This is a genomic window from Gemmiger formicilis, from assembly GCF_016900095.1.
In the GTDB taxonomy this organism is placed as follows: domain Bacteria; phylum Bacillota; class Clostridia; order Oscillospirales; family Ruminococcaceae; genus Gemmiger; species Gemmiger formicilis_A.
The window spans coordinates 76,862-99,449 of record NZ_JACJJP010000007.1; the positions used below are offsets into that span (position 1 = coordinate 76,862).

The window sequence follows — 22,588 nt, forward strand, 5'->3', positions numbered from 1 at the left end:
TAGCCTGACATTGACAAAAAAGCAACAAAAATATTTTATGCGCCGCACTTGTGGCAAAATTCGCGCAGATAAGACAAAAATGGTTGATATGAACACCGCTGAAGGGCAGGTGTTTCACCCCGGAAAACGGCCCTTGCCAGGGGAAAACCGGGTGGGTCCGGCGAGGTTGTGCGGGCATGAAAAGCCCGGGATGAACTTTTCGTCCCGGGTGCCCGCACAAGAAAAGCGCGCTGGAAATCCTTGGACATTTTGTGGGAAAAATCCGTTCTTTTGGCAGGAAAATCGGAATTTTGCCAACTTGACAGAAGGGTTTATCCGGAACGTTATGTGGAAAAATTTTCAACAGCCTGTGGAAAACATCCCCTCCTTTGGTGGAAAAATCCCATGGTGGGCGGGTTTTCCACACTTTCAACAGAGTTTTCAACAATGAACAGCGCCTCTTGTGGAATTACGCTTTGTATAAAGCGCGGCGCAGCGCAAAAACACCCCCGCGAAAAAGCAAAAAATCTGCACTTTTGACGCGGGTTGGCAGGTGACAAAGCCCCCGCCTTTGTGGTATACTATAATCCGTATAGCTGCCGCAACCGGGCCGCAAGGCCCGCATACAATACATTTGCGGGTGCGGCCCTGCCCGCCCGCCGGAGGAACCATGATGAACAAACCGGAACGCCCGGACAACCGGACCCAATCCAGTGAAAGCCCCGACACCCTTGTGTGGGGCAAAAATCCCGTCACCGAACTGCTGCGTGCCGGCACCGGGGTGGACACCTTGCTGCTGGCGGACAGCCTGGACCCGCGCACCGTATCCTACTTCACCGCGCTGGGCAAACAAGCCGGGGCGGTGATCAAGCGGGTGCCTTCCGGCAAGCTGCAAAAACTGTGCGGCACCGCCGACCACCAGGGCATCGCGGCCTGGGCCGCCCGCATCCAATACGCCGATCTGGAAGATCTGCTGGACGCCGCAGCCGCCAAAGGGGAACCCCCCTTCCTGGTGCTGTGTGATGGCATCGAGGACCCCCACAACCTGGGCGCCATTCTGCGCTCGGCGCTGCTGTGCGGAGCCCACGGGGTGGTCATTCCCCGCCGCGGCGGGGTCAGCGTCACCGGCACGGTGATGAAAGCCAGCGCCGGGGCAGCCGCCCGCATCCCGGTGGCCCGGGTCCCCAATCTGGCCCAGGCCATCCGCACCCTGAAAGAGCGAGGCGTCTTTGTCTACTGTGCCGACCTGGGGGGACAGTCCCCCGACCGCACCGACCTGACCGGGTCGGTGGCGCTGGTTCTGGGCAGTGAGGGCAGCGGCCCTTCGGCTCTGACCAAAAAACTGTGCGACGGCGCCGTCACGCTGGATATGGCCGCGGGGGACTGCGGCGTGGACAGCTACAATGTGTCGGTGGCCGCCGGAATCCTTTTGTATCATATTATGCAGTGCCGCCGCGGGCACTGATCGCCGGACTCCGGCGCCGCCGCCCGCACAGCGGGCAGGGAAGGGGAGAAGGATATGCCAAGCAAACGCACCAACGATTCGGTGGAACGCATCCTGGAAGAGCTGAGCCATCAGCAGGCCCGGGATGGTGTGCGTGACAGTGTAAATGAACGGAAAGTGGACGAGATCCTCAAGAGCGTGGGCATCGACACCGCTACCCCCGGTGCGTCCCACGATTCCCTGGGGCCCATCGGCAAGGAAGACCTGCCCCAGGTGGAGGTCAGCGGCGGCGTGGCCGAAGACCGCTTCTCCACCGCCGTGCTGGACGACCTGCTGGGGGATCTGCCCAGCATGAAACTGCTGAAGAAAAAGTCGCCCCGCCGTGCACAGGAACCGTCCCGGCAGACCCAGTCTGCCCCGGTGGCCGCTTTCCGCCGCCCGGAACGCACCGATGCCCAGCCTTCCGCCCAGACCCGCACCGCCCCGGTGCGGCAGACCCAGCCGGTCCAGACCGCCCCGGTCCGTCAGCAGACCCGCCCGGTGCAGAATGCAACCCAGCCCGCCGCCACCCAGACGGCGCCGGTGCAGGCCGCGCCCGCCCGGCAGACCCAGTCTGTTCCGGCCCCGCAGCCCGAAACCCGGCCGCAGACCCGGCCCGTGCAGGCTTCCCGGCAGGAAACGCCGCAGCCCAGGCAGGCGACTCCCGCCCGGGAGGACACCCTGGGGGACACCACCCGCACCAGCATTATCAAGAATTTCCTGCTCAAGATGGCTCCCGGCGCCGACCACGCCGACACCCATGCCCTGAACGAGGGCAAGGAGCAGTTCCAGCAGTTCTTCGGCAAGACCGCCGCGGTCCTGCCCGACTCGGACGGCAAGCTGCGGGACCCTTCCCGCCGCAAGCGGGGCTTCTTCGGCCTGGGCAAGGCCGAGGACACCGGCGAGTTTGTGCCCATCAATGTATCCCTGGGCGGCCGGCGGGAAGAGCCCGCCCCCCAGCCGGAACCCGAACCGGAGGAGGAACCTTACACCGAACCGGCGCCCCAGCCGGAGGAAGCTTACTATGATGCGGATGAGGTGGACGACGGCGAAGCCGCCGCCCCCGCTTACCAGGCCCCGGCGCCTCAGCCCGAACCGGAAGAACCCACGGTGGAAAAGACGGTCTACCACTCCCACCATGCCGGGGCCGCCCTGCCCAACCACACGGCCACCACCGGCGGCATCACCCTCAGCGGCATCCGGGCGGCCTTGCGGGGCAGCTCTTCCGGCGCCACCGGTACGGTGTACCGCAAAAAACGCAACACCATTGAATTTACCCCGGGCCAGAAGCTGGCCCGTACCCCCGAACCGGCCCCTGAAACCCAGGAATCCCACGGCGAACCGGTGGGCGAGCCGGTCATGACCCCCACCGCCGAGGTTACATCCACCACCGCCTTCAACATCCCCCTGGAACAGGAGGACACCGACCAGAAGGAGGATACCCGGGACTTTCTGCGGGATCTGGGGGTGGTGCAGGACTCCGCGGTCAAGACCGCGGCCCGCGCCGCCCAGGCCGCGCCCCGGGCCCAGAGCGTGCGTCCCGCCCTGGCGCCCCAGCCGGAACAGACCGCCCCGGCGGAAGAAGAACCGCCCGTGCAACGGCAGCCGGTGGAACAGCCGCCCGTATCCACCGCCCGGGAAGATACCTTTGAGGAGATCTCCCGGGATGAGGCAGCCACCCTGACGGGGGAGGTGCGCCTGGCCGATATTGCCGCCGGCCGTACCGAGGAAGATACCGCCGCCTTTGCGTCGGACCTGGCCCATGCCGGCACCCACGAAGTCAGCCCGGACACGGCGGATTTCATGGCCCAGCTGGAAGCCCAGCCCCGCCCCCGCCCGGACACCGGCGCCTTTGTGCGGGAGATTGAACAGTCCATCAACGAGGAGGAGCCCGCCGAATCGGAAGACCGGTTTGCCAAGGCGGCCAGCATCCTCACCGATACTTCGGAGATCGAGGAACCCACCGCCCCGCGCCCCAAGGCCAAGGGCGGCATCCGCCTGACCGGTGCGCCGGAGGATGAGACCAAGGACGAAAAGACCGAGCCCCCCTTTGAGGAGGAGGACACCGCTCCGGCGTCCCGCCATAAGGAATACGAGCGGCTGGACGATGCCCCCGCGGTGCGCCGGGACCTGGCCAACCGGATCCTGCTGCTCACCGTGGCCGCCATTGTGTCGGGGGCTTCGGCGGCGCTCATGTTGTATCTGGGCATTGCGGCGGGGGGCACCCTGCCCATGCCCGCCCCCCTGGACACCACCGCCGGCGCCACGCCCTTGCTGGCCACCATGCTGGTGCTGCTGGTGTTCTGCTGCGCCCTGAACTGGCGTACCATGCTGGATGGACTGGTGGGCCTGGTCAAGAGTCCCACCGCCGACACCCTGGCGGCCCTGGCCGCCCTGGGCGGTGTGGTGCAGCTGGGGGCCTTCCTGCTCCAGCCGGACTGGTATGCCCCGGACAAGCTCTGCCTGCTGGCGGGGCCCGCCGCCCTGGTGCTCTGCTTCAACGCCCTGGGCAAGCGGCTGGATGCCATCACCACCCGGGAGAACTTTGCCCTGGTCAGCGCCAAGGTGGACCACGCTGTGGCCTACCGGCTGAAGGACGCCGGCATCCTGCGGGCGGTCACCCGCGGTCTGGAACAGCCCCATCCCAACGTGCTGGTCAGCCGTCCCACCCAGCTGATGAAAGACTTCCTGGCTTCCAGCAGCTCCCACCGCACCTCGGACAAGAACCAGCAGCAGCTGGGCCGTCTGGTGGGCGGTGTGGCGCTGGCGGCCCTGGTATTTACTCTTCTCTACCGCAAGGACGCGGGCCTGGCCTTCACCGCCATGGCCGCGGTGCTCTGCCTGGGGGCGCCCCTGGCAGGCACTCTGCTCAGCGCCCTGCCGGCCCGCCTGATGCAGCGCAGCGCCGCCCAGGTGGGCGCGGTGATTCCCGGTTGGCGGGACATCCGTCAGCTGGGCCGGGTGAACGTGATCCAGGTGACCACCCAGGACCTGTTCCCCAAAGGCTGCGTCAAGCTCTGCGGCATCAAGCCGGTGAACAAGGAGCGCATCGACCTGGCCATCATCTACGCCGCGTCCATGATGGCCGGCGGTGCCCCCACCCTGCGGGAAGTGTTCCTGGGGATGATCGGGGACAACCGCAAGCTGCTGAACAAGGTGGACGATTTCGAGACGGTGTACGGTATGGGCTATGTGGGCTGGATCAACGGCGAGCGGGTGCTGGCCGGCAACCGCCACCTGATGGAAAAGTTCGACATCCAGGTGCCCAGTCTGGAATATGAACAGCGGCACACCGTCAACCAGCGCCGGGTCATCTACCTGGCTGTGTCGGGCAAGCTGTTCAGCATGTTCCAGGTGGCCTACCAGGCCGATCCCGACACCGCCGCGGTGCTGGACGGGCTGCGCCGCACCGGCATGTCCCTGATTGTGGACTGCGACGACTTCAACTGTGACGAAGCCTTGCTGGAAGCCGCCTACACTCTGCCCACCGGCACGGTGCGGGTGCTGGACGCCACCGCCCGCAAGGCGCTGGAACCGGCCACTGCCTGGCTGCCCGAAAGCGAAGGAAACATGCTGCATCTGGGCAGCTTTGTGAGTTATGTGGGCGGCCTGGAAGCCGCCGCCGGCGCCGCCGAAGGCGAGCGCAAAGCCGCCATGATTCTGTCGGTGTCGGTGCTGCTGTCCTGCGTGCTGGCCGTCATCATGGTGCTGGCCGGGGGCATTGCGGCCCTGCCGCTGCCCGCCCTGGTGCTGTACCAGGCGGCCTGGGCCGTGCTGGCCTTGATCTTCCCGATGCTGCAACGTTATTGATAAAAAGGGGGCGTGGTCTTTGTACCGCACAAGCGAACAGCAGATGAGCATTTATGATTATCTGCCGCCCTACCACGGCGAACTGGCCGAGCAAAACCGTTGGGTGCGCCTGGCCGCCGCCATCGACTGGGATGCGTTTGAAAAAGAATACAGCGGTCACTTTGGCCATGTGGGCAAGGTGGCAGTGCCCGCCCGGGTGGCCTTCGGCTGCCTGATCGTGCGGGCGGCCTGCGGCGTGTCCGACCGGGAAACCGTGGCCCTGATCCGGGAAAGCCCCTATCTGCAATACTTCCTGGGGTTTGAATCCTTCACCGACACGGTGCCCTTCTCCTCCCGCAGCATGGAGCGGTTTCGCACCCGCATCCCGGCAGAAAAAGTCCGCTGGGCCGTGCGGTTGCTGCGCCGGTTTGAAAACGAAAGCTGAATCCCATCCTGTCCAGGGACGCCTGCCACGCCCCTGGCTTTTTGTGCCCGGGGTGCCGGGCTTTGTATCCTGCCGTCACGGCGGCGCCGTTCACCGCCGTTTTCCACTCTTTCCACACTTTCTCTTCCAACCAAAAAGGAACACACATGGAACACATCATTCTGCACACCATCGAACATGCCCTGGAGGACAGCCTCAAGATGCTGCCCTTCCTGTTCCTGGCGTATCTGCTCATCGAATGGCTGGAACGCCACCACGGCGAACGTATCGAAAACGCCCTGGCGGGCGGCGGGCGCTGGGGCTTTGTGCCCGGCGCGGTGCTGGGCATCGTGCCCCAGTGCGGGTTCTCTGCCCTGGCCGCCAACCTGTACGCCAGCCGGGTCATCACCCCCGGCGCGCTGCTGGCCGTCTTTGTGGCCACCAGCGACGAAGCCGTGCCCCTGCTGGCCGCCGAACCCAGCCTGTGGGGCACCCTGCCCCTGCTGCTCATCGGCAAGGTGGTGGCCGGTGTGGCGGGCGGCTTCCTGCTGGACGTCCCCCTGCGCCGGGTCCTGCCCGCCAGGCTGTACGGCGGCTACGCCGGTCACGCCGACGACATCGACTGCCATGAGGAGCATGAGGAGCACAGCGGCGTTCTGCTGGCAGCCCTGCGCCACACGGTGGAGATTTTCCTTTTCATCCTTCTGTTCAGCTTCCTCATCGGTTTTGCCTTCGAGCTCATCGGCGAGGACACCATCACCGCCTTCCTCACCGGTATGGGCATCTTCCAGCCCATGGCCGCCGCTCTGGTGGGCCTGGTGCCCAACTGCGCCGCCAGCGTACTGCTGGCCCAGCTGTACGCCCAGGGGGCCATCAGCTTCGGCAGCCTGTTCGCCGGCCTCTGCGCCGGGGCGGGCATCGGCCTGGCCGTGCTCTGGCGTGTCAACCCCAGCTGGAAACAGAACCTCTTCATGACCGGCATCCTGTGGGCCGGCGGGTCGGTCTGCGGCATTGTGCTGCAATTCCTGCCCCTGTAATTTCCCCTTCCCATAACAACAATACCCCGCCCGTCGCAAAAACCTTGCAGTTTTGCGGCGGGCGGGGTATGATATTCTCAACGTGCGGCTTTCAGGCCGACCTTCTTTGGCTCTGTCTTACAGGGTTTCGCCGTCCTTCACCAGCACTACCGCCCGGCTACCCAGCTGGCGGTACACCCGCATGAACCGTTCCCGGGGCACCCGGCGGTTGAAGTCCAGGGGGTCCGCCACCGTGAAGTGGGTGTCGTCGGCGCCGCACAGCACCATGCAGTGCAGGGTGTGGAACACCCGGTGCAGGCTGCCGTCGGTCAGGGGATAGGGCGTTACGTCGGCGTAGCCGATGTCCGCAAAATGCAGCGATGCCCAGAAAACCACCGGCCGTCCCTTCTCCAGCTGGGCCACCAGGTCGGCTTCCTCCGCCCCGGTCAGGTCATGGGCGGTGTATCCGCCGCCGTGGCGGGCCAGATAGGCGTTTGCCGCCTGCACGATGGGGCCTGCAAAGCAGTAGTACCCCTCCTCGGGGGTGCCGTCGTCCTTGTGGGGGTTGCCCATGTACACCCGGTTGGGGTCGGCGCCGTACCACTTCTCGCTGCGGGGCAGGTACTGGTCGGCCAGCTCACACTTGTCGGCATCAAAGCCCAGATACCGCAGCACCTCGCAGCAGCTGGTGATCTCGCAGCCGTTGGGCAGCTCCGGATTCTGCAGAATCTGGGGCACGTTCAGCAAAATTTCGGTCATGATTCCTCCCCGCCCGGCGGGGCCGGGACTTGTGATTTTTCTTTATTCTACCATATCCTACTTTTGAAAGGAAGTGCACCCATGCCCACCATCCGCGATTACGGCCTGGTGCCCGGCCATCTGCCTGCCGGACCCCGCAACGCCATCACCGATGTGCCCGGCGTGCGGGTGGGGCATACCACCGTCCACACCGCCACCCACCACACCGGGGTCACCGTCATCCTGCCCCGGCCGGATGTGTATACTCACCGCTGCACCGCCGCCGCCCACGTGATCAACGGTTTCGGCAAGACCGCGGGCCTGGTGCAGATCCAGGAGCTGGGCCAGCTGGAAAGTCCCATCGCCCTCACCAACACCCTGAACGTGGGGCAGGTGTGGGACGCCCTGGTGCAGTACACCGCCGATGCCTGTGAGGCCCGGGGGGACAGGCTGCGCAGCTTCAACCCGGTGGTGGGAGAGTGCAACGACGGCACCCTCAGCGATATCACCCACCGGGTCATCGGCCGCCGGGAGGTTTATCACGCCATCGAGACCGCCTCCGCCGACTTTGAACAGGGCTGTGTGGGCGCCGGTGCCGGCATGATCTGCCACGAACTCAAGGGCGGCATTGGATCTGCCAGCCGGATGATCACGGTGGGCGGCCGGGACTTCTGCATCGGGGTGCTGGCTTTGTGCAACCACGGCCAGCTTTCGGAGCTGAACATCCTGGGCCGCTGTGTGGGGGCGGAAATCCGCCGCCGCATCCAGGGCGAACCCCGGCCGGAGGACAAGGGCAGCTGCATCCTGGTGCTGGCCACCGACCTGCCCCTGTCCAGCCGCCAGCTGGGCCGGGTCTGCCGCCGGTGCGCCGCCGGCCTGGCCCGGGTGGGCAGTTACTGGGGCCACGGCAGCGGGGATATCACCATCGGGTTCACCACCGCCCACGACATCCACCGGGGCGAAAACGCCGAAATCGCCACCCGGGCGGTCTTCAATGAAGACAAGATGGACCCCCTGTTCCTGGCGGCCGCCGAAGCCGCCGAGGAATCGGTGCTCAACGCCCTGGCGGCGGCCACCACCACCGTGGGGTATGACGGCACCGTCTGCCACGCCCTTTCCGAATTCGCCGATCTGTTGGGCTGATTTTGGCCCGTCATCTTATCATAAAAGCAGGTGCATCCTATGAAAATCACCAAGATTACCACCACCGAATGTCAGATCCCCCTGCGCACCCCCTTCAAGACGGCGCTGCGCACGGTGGACAGCGTCCATGATCTTCTGGTCCGGGTCGAAACCAATACTGGCGATGTGGGCTACGGCGAAGCGCCGCCTACCGCGGTCATCACCGGCGAAACCCTGGGTTCGCTGCACACCGCCGTGGAGGAGTTCATCGCCCCGGCGCTGACCGGCATGGACGTGGAGGACCTGGACACGGTTATGACCAGATTGGAGCGCTGCATGGTGCACAACACCAGCGCCAAGGCGGCCGTGGACATGGCTGTCTATGACCTTTTTGCCAAAAGCTGCGGCAAACCTTTGTATAAGGTGCTGGGCGGCGCCCGCAACACCCTGGAAACCGACCTGACCATCTCGGTGAATCCGGTGCCGGAAATGGTGGCGGATGCCCGGTCCGCCGTGGCCGAGGGCTTCCGCGTGCTCAAGGTCAAGGTGGGCAAGGAAGGTCTGGCCGACATCCCCCGGCTGAAAGCCATCCGGGAAGCCGTGGGCCCCGACGTGGCCCTGCGGGTGGATGCCAACCAGGGCTGGACCGCCAAGCAGGCGGTGCGCATCATCACCGCCCTGGAGGATGCCGGCGTGGACCCGGAACTGGTGGAACAGCCGGTGCCCGCCCATGACATTGACGGCCTGGCCTACATCACCCAGCGGGTGGCCACCCCCATCCTGGCGGACGAATGCGTTTTCTCCCCGGCGGATGCCCTGACCGTGCTGCAGCGCCATGCGGCCGATATGATCAACATCAAGCTGATGAAGACCGGCGGCATCTGGCAGGCCCAGAAGATCTGCGCCGCGGCGGAAGTTTACGGCGTGCAGTGCATGATGGGCTGCATGCTGGAAAGCAAGCTGGCGGTGTCGGCGGCGGCCCACCTGGCGGCGGCCCGGTCTGTGATCACCTGCGTGGACCTGGACGGCCCCAGCCTGTGCAGCGTGGACCCCTACACCGGCGGCCCGGTGTACGAGGGCGCCCGCATCCTCATGAACGAGACCCCGGGCATCGGCATCACCGCCGTGCCCGGCTTTGAGGGGGTGTAAGCGGTGAAAGTCTGGGATCTGCACTGCGATACTCTGTCCGAACTGCGCCACGCCCAGCTCAGCGGTACCCCCAAGAGCTTTGAACACAATGACCTGATGATCGACCTGCACCGGCTGAAGCAGTCCGGTTACGGCCTGCAGTGCTTTGCCTGCTTTGTGGACCTGGGCGCGCCGGAGGACCCCATGCGCACCGCACTGCAGGAGATGGACATCTTCCACAACCTGCTGGCCCGCTACCCCGACGACCTGGTCTGGGTGCGCACCGGCGAGGACGTGAAGCGCCTGGCCGGGCAAACGCGCATCGGCGCCATGCTCACGGTGGAGGAGGGCGGCACCTGCCGCGGGGATCTGGCCATCCTGCGGGATTTCTACCGTCTGGGCGTGCGGATGATGACCCTGACCTGGAACCACAAGAATGAGCTGGCCGAGCCCAACGTGGGCCCCGATTACAACGAGGACACCTGGCCGGTGGCCCCCAACACCACCGGTGGCCTGACCGACCGGGGTGTGGCGTTTGTGGAGGAGATGGAACGCCTGCACATGCTGGTGGACGTGGCCCATCTGTCCGACGCGGGCATCCGGGATGTGCTGCGCCACAGCACCCGTCCCTTTGTGGCCAGCCACTCCAACGCCCGGGCCTGCTGCCCCCATGTGCGCAACCTGCCCGACGACCTGCTGCGGGCCATGGGGGAGAAGGGCTGCCTCATCGGGCTGAACTTCTGCCCGGCCTTCCTGGACGACGGCCCCGACCGTCACCACCTGACCAGCCGGGTGGAGGACATGGCCCGCCATGCCAAGTACATCCTGAACCTGGCCGGGGAGGACTGCCTGGCCCTGGGCAGCGATTTCGACGGCATCGGCGGCAAGCTGGAGATTGCCGGTGCCCAGGATATGCCCCGCCTGGCCGAAGGCCTGTGCAGGGCAGGGCTCACCGAAACCCAGGTGGAAAAGATCTTCTGGGACAACGCCGCCCGCTTCTTTGCCGAAAACCTCTGATTCCATATAAAGGAGAACTCCCATGCCTCATCCTTCTCTTACGCTGGAAAAGCGCATCGATGCCGAACTCTGCGGCCTGGACGCCACCATGTGCGTCTACGCCGACGACCTGCGCGGCCATGTGGTGGAGCGCGGCGCCGATGAACCTTTTGAATCCGCCTCCACCATCAAGATCTTTGTGCTGGGCTGCCTGTACGACCAGGCGGAACAGGGCAAGGCCCGTCTGGACGAAGTGCTCACCTATGAGGAAAAGCATTTTGTGGACGGCTCCGGCATGATCCGCTCCCTGGGCCCCGGTGCCCGGCTCCGCGCCGCCGACGTGGCCACCCTCATGATCATCTGCAGCGACAACATTGCCACCAACATGCTCATCGATTATCTGGGGCTGGACACCATCAACGCCTTCATCCGGTCCATCGGATGCAGCGCCACCACCCTGCACCGCCGCCTGGCTTCGGACAACTGGAGCCAGCCGCTGGGCACCATCACCCCCCGGGATATGGGGCATTTCTTTGCCCTGCTGGCCCGGGGAGAACTGGTCAGCCCCGCCGCCAGCCAGGCCATGCGCACCATCCTGCGCCAGCAGCACTACAACACCATGCTGGCCGGCAACCTGCCCCCCTACTATACCGACGCCGAGGAATCCGGCGCCGATCCGGACCTGATCTACACCGCCAGCAAGAGCGGCAGCATGGACGCCTGCCGCAACGACGGCGGCCTGGTGCACACCCCCTACGGCGACTATGTGGTGGTGCTCATGTGCAAGAACTTTGCCAACAAGCTGGAAGTCAACGACCACCCCGCCTTTTTGTACGGCGGGCGTGTGAGCCGTCTGCTGTTCGACCAGTATCTGGCGCTGGAAGGCAGCTTTTCCCTGACCTGACCCGGAGGTGCCTTCTATGACCGTTCTGAATTTCATCTACTGCGTGCTGGGCGCGGTGTTCATTGTGCTGGGCGCCGCCTGCCTGTGGGAAAAATACCGCATTGTCCGCGGGGGCATGTGCCTGCCCGCCCGGGTGCTGGAATGTCGGCGGCAGGGCTCTTCCCGCCGCAAGCGGAGCGGGGGATACTGCTATGTGGTGGAGTTCACCTCCCCCGACGGCATCCGCCACGTGGCCCCCACCAACGATTCCTTCTGGGCCGAACGCCCCAACAGCATCGGTACGGTGGTGGAGATCTGGTACAACCCCGCCAACCCCGAGGTGGTGGAGCGCCGCAGCCTGGAAGCCGAACTGCTGGGCGCCCTGTTCATCGCCATGGGCTTCGGGGTGATCTTCTGGCTGGGACTGCGCTGAACTTCCGGATGAACAAACAACAAATGGTTGTAAACGGCGGGGCCCTGTGGTATACTGAACCCATCAAATAAGAGGAGAAACAAACACATATGGAACCGCTGATTTATCTGCTGCTGGTTTTGTCCCTGGTGGCCAACGGCATGCTGGCGGCAGTGCTGGTACTGCTGCTGCGCCGCAACCGGGAGGAAGGGGACGACGGCCAGCTGGCCCGCACCCTGCAAAAGGTCATCGAATCCGAAACCGACCTGCTGGCCGACCAGCTGCGCACCACCCAGGCAGAAACCGCCCGGGCCACCCAGGCGTCGGTGCGGGACCTGGGCGCCCTGCTGGCCGAAAACCAGCGCCAGAGCAGTGCGGCCGCCACCGCCCGGCTGGAAGCCATCGACCGGGCGGGTGCCGCCCGCCAGAAAGCCGCCGGCGACGCCACCGCCGCCCAGCTGGCATTGCTGGAAAAGCGGCTGAAAGGGCTGGAGGATTCCAACGCCGCCCGGCTGGACGGCATGCGGGGAGCCCTGGTCCAGGGGCTGAACACCATCCGCAACGACAACAACCGCAAACTGGACGAAATCCGGGGCACGGTGGACGAAAAACTCCAGGATACCCTGCAAAAGCGCATCTCCGATTCCTTCCGCACCGTCAGCGCCCAGCTGGAACAGGTGTACAAGGGCCTGGGCGAGATGCAGACCCTGGCCGCCGACGTGGGCGGACTCAAGCGGGTGCTTTCCGGCGTCAAGACCCGGGGTATGCTGGGTGAGGTGCAGCTGGGGGCCATCCTGCAGGAGATCCTGGCCCCCGGCCAGTACGCCGAGAACGTGGCCACCGTGCCGGGCAGTGCCAACCGGGTGGAATTTGCGGTGAAACTGCCGGGGCAGGGGGGCACCGTCTGGATGCCCATTGACGCCAAATTCCCCGGCGACAGCTATGCCAAACTGGTGGACGCCCGGGAATCCGGGGACGCTGCCGCCGTGGCCGCCGCCCGCAAGCAGCTGGACACGGTGCTGCGCCAGGAAGCCAAGGACATCCACGACAAGTATATCGAAGTGCCCTACACCACCGCCTTCGGTGTGCTCTTCCTGCCCTTTGAGGGGCTGTACGCCGAGGTGGTCTCCTCCGGCATGACCGAAGTGTTGCAGCGGGATTTCCAGATCAGTGTGGCGGGCCCGTCCACCATGGCGGCGCTGCTCAACGCTTTGCAGATGGGCTTCCGCACCCTGGCCATCCAGAAACGCTCCGGCGAAGTATGGCAGGTGCTGGCAGCGGTCAAGACTGAATTTGAAAAGTTCGGCGCCGGGCTGCAGGCCATGCAGCGGCACCTCAACCAGACCGGCAGCGATCTGGAAGAACTCATCGGCACCCGCAGCCGGGCCATCACCCGCAAGCTGGAATCGGTCCAGCAGCTGGAACCCGGCCAGGCCGCCGACCTGCTGGGTCTGGAACTGGACCCCACCCCCGGCACCGCGCCCCGTCTGCGCCGCCGGGAGGACAGCGCCCCGGCCGGAGCGCCGAAAACGGAATAAGTTCCCCGGTAACCCCGGCGGAACATATAAGGAGGCAATCTGCCATGAAACATCTGCAATGGGACCGTCTGATCATGCCGGTGGCCGGCATTGTGCTGGGCCTTTTCCTGGTGGCCCGGCCCTGGAACGCCACCGCCGCCCTGTGCAGCCTCATCGGCTGGCTGATTCTGCTGGCCGGCGGCTGCGGGGTGGCCAACGCCCTGGCCTTCCAGCGGGCCACCTTCATTTCCAGCCCGCTGCTGCCCATCAGCGTGGGCGGGGTGGTCATCGGCCTGCTGTTCATCGCCAGCCCCGGTATGCTGGTGGCGTTGGTGGGCACCATCGTCTGCGTGTTCCTGCTGGTCACCGGCATGAGCAACATCCAGGCCGCCATGGCCCGCCGCGCCTGGGGGGACCGGGCCTGGTGGATTCCGCTGGTGGTGGGCATCCTCTGCCTGCTGCTGGGGGTCTACGCCCTGTTTGCCCCCGGTGCCTCCGCCGCCATGATCATGCGGCTGGTGGGCATCATGATCCTGTGTTCCAGCGTGGTGAACCTGGTGGCGGTGCTCACCTGGCGGGACTGACCCGGCCCTTGTACAGCCGTCCGATTTTTGACATCCCGGAAAAGTATGGTACAATAGGAAAAAACACACGGTCGACCTTTTGCTGCCCGCACGGTTGCGCCGAGAAATGAGGCTTGCTGTATGATTCGCATCCTGACCGACTCTGCCGCTGACCTGACCCCCGCCGATGCCACCCGTCCCGGGGTGACCGTCGTACCTTTGCATGTGCTGTTTGCCGACGGGGAAACCATCCTGGACGGGGTGGACATGACCGGCGACGAATACTACGCCCGCCTGACCACCGAGAGCAAACTGCCCCGCACCAGCCAGCCTTCTCCCGATACCTTCATCCAGTTCTTTGAGGAAGCCGCCGCCGCGGGGGATGAAGTCCTGGCGGTGCTCATCTCCTCCAACCTATCGGGCACCTTCCAGTGCGCCCGTCTGGCCGCCGAAACCTGTGAGTTCGAGAACGTCCGGTTTGTGGATTCCCGCACCGCCTCCCAGGGCGAAGCCATCCTCATCCGGGAAGCCTTGCGCCTGCGGGAGGAGGGCAAGTCCCTGGACGAGATTGCCGACGCCCTGGAAGAGCTCAAGGGCCGCATCCGCATTCTGGGCATTGTGGACAGCCTGAAACACCTGCACAAGGGCGGGCGCCTGCCGGCCGCCGTGGCTCTGGTGGGCGGTGCGCTGGGCATCAAACCGGTGCTGTCGGTCATTGACGGCGAGATCAAGCTGGCCGACACCGCCCGGGGCCGTCCCGGCGCCATGGTGGCCCTGTTCAAGCAGATTGACAAGCTGGGCGGGGTGGACGAGCGCTACGGCTATGTGTTGCTCTACTCTGACCAGAAGACCATCACCGCCCCCATCCACCGCTACATGCATGAAAACCTGCACCTGTCCGGCGGCCGTGTGGCCCGCCTGGGCGCCGCCATCGGCACCCACATCGGACCGGGCTGCGCCGCGCTGGTCTTTGTGGCCAAGGAAGCGGAATAAAACCGTATAATCCAAAAACGCCGCCCCGGCATGCCGGGACGGCGTTTTTCTGTGTGGTCAAACCTTTTCTCAGCCCAGGAACCCGCTCTGTTCCTCCGCAATTTTGTGGTGCAGCAGCGTCTCATAGACCCCGTCATCCGCCGGCAGGCGTACCTTGCGCCCCTGCCAGGCCGAAACATAGGCCGCGTTGGTCAGCTCCACCGCCCGCAGGCCGTCCTCCCCGTCGGCAATCATGGGGGAACCGAAGCGCAGATGGTCGCAGAACTGCCGCAACACCGTCTGGTACATTTCCGGGTTGGGCGCTACCAGAATTTCCCGGCAGCGGTGGGGCAATTCGGCGTAGGGTTCTTGGTTCACCGCCGCAAACTCGGCGGTGGACATCTCGTTTTCGTCCAGGATCAGGCGGGCGGTATCCTCCACGCACAGCCGCCCCTTGTCGCCCCAGATTTCCAGCCGGTTCACGCCGGGGGCCTCCCCGGTGGAGCTGATAAAGGTGCCGTGCAGGCCGTTGTCATAGTACAGCTGCATGTCCACCCCGTCGTCCACCGTGATGGGCGCATACCGCCCGAAGGAAAGGTCGGCGTAGACGGCATCCGGCGCCCCCAGCAGCCACTGCCACAGGTCCAGATAGTGTTGGCTCTGGTTGATGAGCAGCCCGCCGCATTCCCCGGCCCAGCTGCTGCGCCAGGGGGCGGATTTGTGGTAGGCCGGGGTGCGGAACCAGGTGTTGCACACCCACACCGCCCGCACCGGCGTGCCCACGGTCCCGGCGCGCAGCAGTTCCCGGGCCTTGGCAAAAGCCGGGTTGGCCCGGTTGTTGAAGATCATCCCGAAGCTGACCCCCGCCGCTCTGGCCGCGGCCACCAGTTCCCGCACCTGCCGGGCATACACCCCGGCGGGCTTGTCCAGCAGGATGTGCTTGCCCGCCCGCACCATCCGGGCGGCAATCTCCACATGGCTGGTGTGGGGCGTCACGATGAGGGCGGCGTCAAAGTCGCCGGCGTGGGCAGCGGTGTCCTCCACGTCCCGGTAGATGGCCACACCCGGGTATTCCCGGCGCAAAGTGTCCTGCCCTTTGGCGTTGCGGCAGCACACCCCCGCCAACACCATGCCGTCGATCTGCCCGTCCCGGATCATGGCCGCATATTGGCTGCCCATGCCGCCGAATCCGATCAGGGCCACCCGTACCTGCTGCATTTGTATTCCTCCTTGTTGCGGGTTCCGGACCCGTGTTTTTCTCCAGTATACCACGAAGGAAGGCGGAAGGCAAAATTGAGATGAAACAAACAAATATTGCGCAGTTTTGCCAAAAACAGTCAAAAAACGGGGCGTTCTGTAACATCTTCGATACATGGCTCGTTATATAGTATAAGCGGGAAGTAAATTGCGGCAGATGCGGCCCGTGATGAACAGAAGAGGAAGCCCTGCGGGGATATTGCGGAATTTTTGAATGTAAAGAGGCTGTTGAAGTATGGCAATGATCCTGATCGCTGAAAATGAACGCGCCATCGCACAGCGTATGGCAGTCAATCTGCGCCTGGTAGGTCACCGCTGTGACCAGGCCGCCAATGCGCAGCAGGCCCTGGAAAGCCTGCGCCGGAACGTGTATGATCTGGTCCTGCTGGACCTTGCGCTGCCCGGGGTGGGCGGCTTTGCGGGGGTGAGCCGTTTTCAGGCCCAGCCCGTGCTGCTCCTGGTGACCGAATCCCAGATGGAGGTATGCCCGGCCGCATTGCACCGCAGCTGCCTGGTCAAGCCCTTTGAGGTTATGGAGCTCATGGGGGCGGTACAGCAGGCCCTGGGCCAGAACGATGCAGGCCGGGAATTCCGCTTCCATGACATCGAGGTGGACATGGCCGGCCGGCAGGTGCTGCGGGGCGGGCACACCGTTGCCCTGACCCCCCAGGAATATTCTTTGCTGGAAACCCTGGTCATCAACCGCAACCTGGCCCTGAGCCGCACCAAGCTGCTGGAGATCGCCTGGGGCTACGGCTACCAGGGGGCCACCCGCACGGTGGACGTACATATCCAGCGCCTGCGCCGAAAGCTGGGCCTGGAAAAGGAGATCCAGACGGTGTATAAAATCGGATATCGCCTGAATACCCGGGAGGATGCCGGACCGGTTTGACGATTCTGCGAACAAAATCATCCTTCGCCCCTTTCCCGCCTTCCACGCGGGGAACGGGGCGTTTTTTCGTGCCAAAACTGCCCAAAAAGCCACCGGGGCGGCCGAAGGCTTTTGCACGAACTGCCGAAAATGGTTACATGTAATATTTATTCATTGACAATGAATAAATACAAACTTATACTAAAGGGTATCCCGGCGGCATACCACCGCCGGAACATGAGGGAAAAGAACAGAACACTGTACAAAAAGAGGGTAAATCACATGAAAAAGCTTCTTTCCGTCCTGCTGGCCGCCGGCATGGTGTTCAGCGTGACCGCTTGCGGTGCTTCCTCCGAGAGCACCTCTTCTTCCAGCGAGGCTGCGTCCGCCGAGACCAGCACCCAGTCCGAAGCCGCCACCTCCGAAGCGGCTGCTTCCGGCGACTTCACCACCGTCACCGACGGCGTGCTGACCATGTCCACCAACGCCGCCTTCCCTCCCTACGAAATGACCACCGATACCGGTGACTTCGAGGGCATCGACGTGGAGATTGCCGGCGCCCTGGCCGACAAGCTGGGCCTGGAACTGCAGATCGACGATATGGACTTTGACGCCGCGCTGCTGGCTGTGCAGCAGGGCAAGAGCGACATCGTCATGGCCGGTGTCACCGTCACCGAGGACCGTGAAGCCGTCATGAAGTTCACCGATTCTTACGCCAAGGGCATCCAGTCGGTCATCGTCCCCGAAGATTCCGATATTGCCTCCATCGATGACATGCAGGGCAAGCTCATCGGCACCCAGGCTGCCACCACCGGTTACATTTACTGCTCCGACACCCCGGAAAACGGCGGTTTCGGTGAGGAAAACGTGGTCGCTTACGACAACGGCATCACCGCTGTGCAGGCTCTGATGAACGGTCAGGTGGACTGCGTGGTCATCGACAACGCCCCCGCTCAGGAATTCGTCAAGGCCAACCCGGGTCTGAAGATTCTGGACACCGAGTACGCCAATGAGGATTACGCCATCGGCGTCAACAAGGACAACACCGCTCTGCTGGATGCCCTGAACGGCGCTCTGGCCGAACTGAAGGCGGACGGCACCATCGACAGCATCGTTGCCAAGTACATCAGCTCCGACGACGCTGCCAGCTCCTCTGCCGAATAACAACACAACGGCGTGAACAGCGCCGCGGGGCGGCCCCGGAAGGGCCGCCTCTTTTGTGGTTTTACACATTCCGACGAAAGGTGGCTCTTTCATGGCATACCTGACCCAACAATTTGAAATGCTGTCGGCCCTGGCCAGTGACGGCGAGAAGCTGACTGCCTGGCAGGACGGTTTCCTCAAGTTCTACCGGGCTTTCCTGGCCAACGACCGCTGGCTGCAGTACATCGAAGGCGTGGGCACCACCCTGGTGGTCACGGCCGTGGCCCTGGCCATCGGCGTGATCCTGGGCGGCACCGTGGCCATGGTGCGTGTGGCCCACGACCAGCAGCGCCCCCACCACCGCAACGCCCTGCTGGGCTTTGTGAACGCTCTTCTCAAGATCTACGTCACGGTCATCCGCGGCACCCCCATGATGGTGCAGCTGCTGATTATGGGCATGGTCATCTTTGCGTCCAGCCGCAACTTCACCATGGTGGGCGCGCTCACCCTGGGCATCAACTCCGGCGCCTATGTGTCCGAGATCATCCGCGGCGGCCTGATGGCCGTGGACCCCGGCCAGATGGAAGCCGGCCGCAGCCTGGGCCTCAATTACATGACCACCATGCTCAAGATCGTCATTCCCCAGGCCATCCGCTCCATCCTGCCGGCGCTGGGCAATGAGTTCATCGTCCTGCTCAAGGATACTTCCCTGATCACCGTCATCGGCGGCAAGGAGCTGCTGTATGCCGCCCAGGGCATCTACAGCCGCACCTACGAGTGCATGTATCCCTTGCTGGGCACCGCCGTCATCTACCTGGTGCTGGTCATGATCTTCACCTGGCTGTTGGGCAAGTTTGAAAGGAGGCTGGCGCAGAGTGATCGTCGTTAAAGGTCTGAAAAAAAGCTATGACGGGCTGCAGGTCCTCAAGGGTGTGGACCTGACCATCAACAAGGGCGATGTGGTCGTCCTGGTCGGGCCTTCCGGCTGCGGCAAGTCCACCTTCCTGCGCTGCCTGAACCGGCTGGAAGAGCCGGACGAGGGCACTGTCCTGCTGGACGGCCAGGAAGTGACCGAGAAGGGCATCGACGCCATGCGCGCCAAGATGGGCATGGTGTTCCAGCACTTCAACCTCTTCCCCCACCTGACGGTGAAGAAGAACATCACCCTGGCGCCGGTGCATCTGGGTCTGATGGACCAGAAAACCGCCGATGCCAAGGCCATGGAACTGCTGGAACGCATCGGTCTGGCAGGCAAGGCTGATACCTACCCCAACATGCTTTCCGGCGGCCAGAAACAGCGCATCGCCATTGTGCGGGCCCTGGCCATGAACCCGGAGGTGCTGCTCTTTGACGAGCCTACCAGCGCCCTGGACCCCGAGATGGTGGGCGAGGTTCTGGAACTGATGAAGGAGCTGGCCCGGGGCGGCATGACCATGGTGGTGGTCACCCACGAGATGGGCTTTGCCCGGGAGGTGGCCAACCGCGTCATCTTCATCGACGAGGGCGTGATCAAGGTGGACAAGCCCCCGCAGGAATTTTTCAGCAACATCGAAAACGAGCGCCTCAAGACCTTCCTGTCCAAGGTTCTGTGAGCGCTGTGGGCGGCCCTGCTCCGGCGGGGCCGTTTTTGTTTGGGATAGCGTCCGGCACAGGCCCCTTTACACGGCGCGGCCGGGTATTGTATCATAGAGGACGGCAAAGGGAGGGAACAGTATGCCCAGAATTGAGTATGACGGGCACGCCCCGCAGGTGCGGGACGCGGCCTTTGTGGCGCCCACGGCGGTGCTGGCTGGTCAGGTCACCCTGGAACCCGGCAGCAGCGTGTGGTACGGGGCGGTCCTGCGGGCCGACACCGGCCGCATCCTGGTGGGGGAAGATTCCAACGTGCAGGACAATGCGGTGCTGCACACCGGGCCGGACCTGGATGTGGTCATCGGCAAGCGGGTAAGCATCGGGCACAGCGCCGTGGTACACGGCTGCACCGTGGGGGACGACTGCCTCATCGGCATGCACGCCACCGTGCTCAACGGGGCGGTTCTGGGGGAAGGCTGCCTCATTGCGGCCGGCGCCCTGGTCACCGAGAATACCGTCATTCCGCCCCACAGCCTGGTCATGGGGGTGCCCGGCAAGGTGCGGGGCACCGTCACACCGGAGCAGGCGGCGGAACTGGCCCACAATGTGGCGGAATACTGTGACCTGGCCGGGCGGCATGCCCGCGCCTGCGGGAAGGCATAATAGGGAAGAGGAGTGGAAAGTATGGCAGTGAAGATGATCTGCAGCGACCTGGACGGTACGCTGCTGCAGTACGGCCGCAGCGAGATCAGCGGCGAAATTTTTGAGGAAATCGGAGAACTGGCCAGACATGGCATCCTGTTCTGCCCGGCCAGCGGCCGGCAGTACACCAGCCTGCGCAAGCTGTTTGCCCCGGTGGCGGACCGGTGCGTCTTCCTGTGTGAGAACGGCGCAGTGGTTTACCGGGACGGCAAGGTCATTGCCAAGACCCCTATGCCCCGTCAGCTGGCCGAGGACATCGCCTGGGATATGTGGAACAATTCCGACGGGCGGGGAGAGGTCATGCTCTCCGGCGAAAACACCAGCTACCTGATGGAGCGGGGCCTGGGCATGCACCACCGCATCCATGAGATCGGCAACAACCACACCGTCATCACCGACCCTGCCCAGATCCCCGAGGACATCGTCAAGGTCAGTGTCTATCTGCCCGACGGGGTGGAGGGCTTTGTGGACCGGTTTGTGCCCAAATGGGCCGGGGCCAACGCCGCGGTGGCGGGCCCGTACTGGATCGATACCACCCTGGCCAACAAGGGGGTGGGGGTGCGCAGCCTGTGCGACGTTCTGGGCTTTGACCCCGCCGACGTGATGGCTTTCGGGGACAACTACAACGATGTGGCCATGCTGGACCTGGTGGGACATCCCTACATCATGCAGACCGCCGCCGAGGCACTGCGCAACCGGTATGCCCACCACACCCCCCGGCCGGAGGACACCATTCGAGCTTTTTTGAACAGCCTCTGATCAATTTGCCCAAATCAAAGACGGTAAATTTGTTCAAAAGGGTTATGGACAAATTTTGAATAAATCTGTGTCATAAATACAGAAACAAGATTGTTACTCACCTCCGAGGCATTACTTGTACACAGCGACCCATACCAGAATGTGTCGGCTGGCGTATATGCCTTCGAGGTTATTTTTTTGTCAAGAAAGCTTGCAGCCAAACATTCCGACCAGGTGGGATCGCATGGAAATCATCAAAAAGATCAACAACATTGCCCTGGCCCGGGACGCCAAAGGCCGTGAAATGGTGGTATTCGGCAAAGGACTGGGGTTTCCCGCCACGCCCTACACCCTGCAGGACCTGAGCAAGGTACAGCGCACCTTCTATGATGTGAGCGACAAATACTTTGCCCTTCTGCAGGAGGTCCCGGAAGAAATCTTCCTGGCCGCCGACGATATTGCGGAGGACGCTAACGAAGAGCTGGACTGTCCGCTCAACCCCAATCTGCCCTTTATCCTGGCCGATCATCTGAACTTTGCCATCCAGCGCACCCGCGCAGGTATGACCCTGCGCACGCCGCTTGCCTACGATATCCGCCACCTGTATCCCAACGAGTACAAGCTGGGCCGCAGCGCGCTGTACATGCTGCGCGACCGTCTGCAGGTGGACCTTCCCGAACAGGAAGCCGTCAGCATCACCCTGCATATCATCAACGCCGAAGCCGAAAACAGCGACATGCACGCCACCATGCAGAGCGCGCAGGTCATCACCGAACTCACCGAAATCGTGGAGAAGGCTTTCGGCATCACCCTGGACCGGGACAGCTTCAACTACTCCCGATTCGCCATGTATCTGCGCTACCTGGTGCAGCGGATGATGCAGGGCAAACCTCTTCCTGCCGACGCCGGCAGCCGGGACCTGTTTCTGGCCGTGCGGCGCCAGTAGCCCGAAATTTACACCTGCACCCGTCAGATCACCACCTACCTCCAGGACCGCTACGGCTGGACCTGCACCGAGGAGGAGGAACTGTATCTGACCATGCACATCCATCGCGTCAAATCCGAACAAACATCCGGTGAGGACGCGGAATAAAAACACAAGACAGGATCGTTACCCGTACATGGTTTGCGGGGCGTTACCCAAAACACTCCCCGCAGAAGTGCGGCCTTCCTTCGGCTGTGCCACAGGTGTCGGGAAGGCGTTTTGGGTTCTTTTTTTGCCGGATTTTGTCTTGTTCTGACGTTGGTATGTCTACGCCCGGCGCGCGAGGGCGGTGCATATA

23 protein-coding genes are annotated in these 22,588 nt (G+C 63.8%); 21 read left to right on the forward strand and 2 right to left on the reverse strand.

Going from position 1 to position 22,588, the window contains the following annotated elements; genetic code table 11:
• Positions 1–37 precede the first annotated feature (37 nt).
• The 5 genes from H6B15_RS05100 (at position 38) to H6B15_RS05120 (ending at position 6,712) form a co-directional block, all read left to right on the forward strand.
• Complete coding sequence (locus H6B15_RS05100) at positions 38–430, forward strand: hypothetical protein (protein WP_204646768.1); 393 nt, start codon at positions 38–40, stop codon at positions 428–430.
• A gap of 219 nt (positions 431–649) precedes the next feature.
• Complete coding sequence (gene rlmB / locus H6B15_RS05105; RefSeq protein ID WP_430661824.1) at positions 650–1,444, forward strand: 23S rRNA (guanosine(2251)-2'-O)-methyltransferase RlmB; 795 nt, start codon at positions 650–652, stop codon at positions 1,442–1,444.
• Positions 1,445–1,498: 54 nt separating this feature from the next.
• Positions 1,499–5,272 (forward strand): hypothetical protein, encoded by a 3,774-nt coding sequence (locus tag H6B15_RS05110; protein WP_204646769.1) that lies wholly within the window; start codon positions 1,499–1,501, stop codon positions 5,270–5,272.
• Positions 5,273–5,291: 19 nt separating this feature from the next.
• Positions 5,292–5,696: a transposase gene (locus H6B15_RS05115; protein ID WP_204646770.1), complete on the forward strand. Its 405-nt coding sequence runs from the start codon at positions 5,292–5,294 to the stop codon at positions 5,694–5,696.
• Positions 5,697–5,842: 146 nt separating this feature from the next.
• On the forward strand, positions 5,843–6,712 hold the full coding sequence (locus H6B15_RS05120; RefSeq protein ID WP_204646773.1) for an arsenic efflux protein: 870 nt from the start codon (positions 5,843–5,845) through the stop codon (positions 6,710–6,712).
• 117 nt (positions 6,713–6,829) lie between these two features.
• On the opposite strand, the gene H6B15_RS05125 is transcribed toward H6B15_RS05120, so the two are convergent.
• A complete protein-coding gene (locus tag H6B15_RS05125) occupies positions 6,830–7,450 on the reverse strand; it encodes a C39 family peptidase (RefSeq protein ID WP_204646774.1) in 621 nt (206 codons plus the stop codon).
• 81 nt (positions 7,451–7,531) lie between these two features.
• On the opposite strand from H6B15_RS05125, the gene H6B15_RS05130 reads away from it, so the two are divergent.
• The 8 genes from H6B15_RS05130 (at position 7,532) to H6B15_RS05165 (ending at position 15,043) form a co-directional block, all read left to right on the forward strand.
• On the forward strand, positions 7,532–8,572 hold the full coding sequence (locus tag H6B15_RS05130; RefSeq protein ID WP_204646775.1) for a P1 family peptidase: 1,041 nt from the start codon (positions 7,532–7,534) through the stop codon (positions 8,570–8,572).
• Between the two features lie 39 nt (positions 8,573–8,611).
• A complete protein-coding gene (locus H6B15_RS05135; protein WP_204646776.1) occupies positions 8,612–9,700 on the forward strand; it encodes a dipeptide epimerase in 1,089 nt (362 codons plus the stop codon).
• 3 nt (positions 9,701–9,703) lie between these two features.
• Entirely contained in the window at positions 9,704–10,696 is a 993-nt protein-coding gene (locus H6B15_RS05140; protein WP_204646778.1) for a membrane dipeptidase, read from the forward strand.
• A gap of 22 nt (positions 10,697–10,718) precedes the next feature.
• Positions 10,719–11,579, forward strand: a complete 861-nt coding sequence (locus H6B15_RS05145) for a serine hydrolase (protein WP_204646780.1) — start codon at positions 10,719–10,721, stop codon at positions 11,577–11,579.
• A gap of 16 nt (positions 11,580–11,595) precedes the next feature.
• A complete protein-coding gene (locus tag H6B15_RS05150) occupies positions 11,596–11,991 on the forward strand; it encodes a DUF3592 domain-containing protein (RefSeq protein ID WP_204646782.1) in 396 nt (131 codons plus the stop codon).
• Between the two features lie 89 nt (positions 11,992–12,080).
• Positions 12,081–13,508, forward strand: coding sequence for a DNA recombination protein RmuC (locus H6B15_RS05155; RefSeq protein WP_204646784.1), 1,428 nt, complete (start codon positions 12,081–12,083; stop codon positions 13,506–13,508).
• 44 nt (positions 13,509–13,552) lie between these two features.
• Positions 13,553–14,071, forward strand: a complete 519-nt coding sequence (locus H6B15_RS05160; protein ID WP_204646787.1) for an HdeD family acid-resistance protein — start codon at positions 13,553–13,555, stop codon at positions 14,069–14,071.
• A gap of 120 nt (positions 14,072–14,191) precedes the next feature.
• Positions 14,192–15,043 (forward strand): DegV family protein, encoded by an 852-nt coding sequence (locus H6B15_RS05165; protein WP_204646789.1) that lies wholly within the window; start codon positions 14,192–14,194, stop codon positions 15,041–15,043.
• A 69-nt stretch (positions 15,044–15,112) separates the two neighbouring features.
• On the opposite strand, the gene H6B15_RS05170 is transcribed toward H6B15_RS05165, so the two are convergent.
• Entirely contained in the window at positions 15,113–16,240 is a 1,128-nt protein-coding gene (locus H6B15_RS05170; protein ID WP_204646791.1) for a Gfo/Idh/MocA family protein, read from the reverse strand.
• Between the two features lie 274 nt (positions 16,241–16,514).
• On the opposite strand from H6B15_RS05170, the gene H6B15_RS05175 reads away from it, so the two are divergent.
• From H6B15_RS05175 to H6B15_RS15855, 8 genes are all read left to right on the forward strand, one after another.
• Positions 16,515–17,171, forward strand: coding sequence for a response regulator transcription factor (locus H6B15_RS05175; RefSeq protein ID WP_204646793.1), 657 nt, complete (start codon positions 16,515–16,517; stop codon positions 17,169–17,171).
• Positions 17,172–17,432: 261 nt separating this feature from the next.
• Entirely contained in the window at positions 17,433–18,314 is an 882-nt protein-coding gene (locus tag H6B15_RS05180) for a transporter substrate-binding domain-containing protein (protein WP_204646795.1), read from the forward strand.
• A gap of 91 nt (positions 18,315–18,405) precedes the next feature.
• Entirely contained in the window at positions 18,406–19,182 is a 777-nt protein-coding gene (locus H6B15_RS05185) for an amino acid ABC transporter permease (protein WP_430661825.1), read from the forward strand.
• Complete coding sequence (locus H6B15_RS05190; RefSeq protein ID WP_204646797.1) at positions 19,169–19,885, forward strand: ATP-binding cassette domain-containing protein; 717 nt, start codon at positions 19,169–19,171, stop codon at positions 19,883–19,885. The genes H6B15_RS05185 and H6B15_RS05190 overlap by 14 nt, the downstream gene beginning before the upstream one ends.
• 121 nt (positions 19,886–20,006) lie before the next feature.
• Positions 20,007–20,528 (forward strand): gamma carbonic anhydrase family protein, encoded by a 522-nt coding sequence (locus tag H6B15_RS05195; protein WP_204646799.1) that lies wholly within the window; start codon positions 20,007–20,009, stop codon positions 20,526–20,528.
• Between the two features lie 21 nt (positions 20,529–20,549).
• Positions 20,550–21,326, forward strand: coding sequence for an HAD family hydrolase (locus H6B15_RS05200; protein WP_204646801.1), 777 nt, complete (start codon positions 20,550–20,552; stop codon positions 21,324–21,326).
• 223 nt (positions 21,327–21,549) lie between these two features.
• Positions 21,550–22,251, forward strand: coding sequence for a PRD domain-containing protein (locus H6B15_RS05205; RefSeq protein ID WP_207751492.1), 702 nt, complete (start codon positions 21,550–21,552; stop codon positions 22,249–22,251).
• Positions 22,252–22,257: 6 nt separating this feature from the next.
• Positions 22,258–22,398, forward strand: coding sequence for a PRD domain-containing protein (locus H6B15_RS15855; RefSeq protein WP_204646844.1), 141 nt, complete (start codon positions 22,258–22,260; stop codon positions 22,396–22,398).
• The last annotated feature ends 190 nt before the right edge of the window (positions 22,399–22,588 follow it).

Bases quoted from the DNA above. Each gene is read 5' to 3' on its own strand.
- H6B15_RS05100 (WP_204646768.1), top strand. From the start codon at position 38: ATGCGCCGCACTTGTGGCAAAATTCGCGCAGATAAGACAAAAATGGTT.
- rlmB (WP_430661824.1), top strand. From the start codon at position 650: ATGATGAACAAACCGGAACGCCCGGACAACCGGACCCAATCCAGTGAA.
- H6B15_RS05110 (WP_204646769.1), top strand. From the start codon at position 1,499: ATGCCAAGCAAACGCACCAACGATTCGGTGGAACGCATCCTGGAAGAG.
- H6B15_RS05120 (WP_204646773.1), top strand. From the start codon at position 5,843: ATGGAACACATCATTCTGCACACCATCGAACATGCCCTGGAGGACAGC.
- H6B15_RS05125 (WP_204646774.1), bottom strand. From the start codon at position 7,450: ATGACCGAAATTTTGCTGAACGTGCCCCAGATTCTGCAGAATCCGGAG.
- H6B15_RS05130 (WP_204646775.1), top strand. From the start codon at position 7,532: ATGCCCACCATCCGCGATTACGGCCTGGTGCCCGGCCATCTGCCTGCC.
- H6B15_RS05135 (WP_204646776.1), top strand. From the start codon at position 8,612: ATGAAAATCACCAAGATTACCACCACCGAATGTCAGATCCCCCTGCGC.
- H6B15_RS05145 (WP_204646780.1), top strand. From the start codon at position 10,719: ATGCCTCATCCTTCTCTTACGCTGGAAAAGCGCATCGATGCCGAACTC.
- H6B15_RS05150 (WP_204646782.1), top strand. From the start codon at position 11,596: ATGACCGTTCTGAATTTCATCTACTGCGTGCTGGGCGCGGTGTTCATT.
- H6B15_RS05155 (WP_204646784.1), top strand. From the start codon at position 12,081: ATGGAACCGCTGATTTATCTGCTGCTGGTTTTGTCCCTGGTGGCCAAC.
- H6B15_RS05160 (WP_204646787.1), top strand. From the start codon at position 13,553: ATGAAACATCTGCAATGGGACCGTCTGATCATGCCGGTGGCCGGCATT.
- H6B15_RS05165 (WP_204646789.1), top strand. From the start codon at position 14,192: ATGATTCGCATCCTGACCGACTCTGCCGCTGACCTGACCCCCGCCGAT.
- H6B15_RS05170 (WP_204646791.1), bottom strand. From the start codon at position 16,240: ATGCAGCAGGTACGGGTGGCCCTGATCGGATTCGGCGGCATGGGCAGC.
- H6B15_RS05175 (WP_204646793.1), top strand. From the start codon at position 16,515: ATGGCAATGATCCTGATCGCTGAAAATGAACGCGCCATCGCACAGCGT.
- H6B15_RS05180 (WP_204646795.1), top strand. From the start codon at position 17,433: ATGAAAAAGCTTCTTTCCGTCCTGCTGGCCGCCGGCATGGTGTTCAGC.
- H6B15_RS05185 (WP_430661825.1), top strand. From the start codon at position 18,406: ATGGCATACCTGACCCAACAATTTGAAATGCTGTCGGCCCTGGCCAGT.
- H6B15_RS05195 (WP_204646799.1), top strand. From the start codon at position 20,007: ATGCCCAGAATTGAGTATGACGGGCACGCCCCGCAGGTGCGGGACGCG.
- H6B15_RS05200 (WP_204646801.1), top strand. From the start codon at position 20,550: ATGGCAGTGAAGATGATCTGCAGCGACCTGGACGGTACGCTGCTGCAG.
- H6B15_RS05205 (WP_207751492.1), top strand. From the start codon at position 21,550: ATGGAAATCATCAAAAAGATCAACAACATTGCCCTGGCCCGGGACGCC.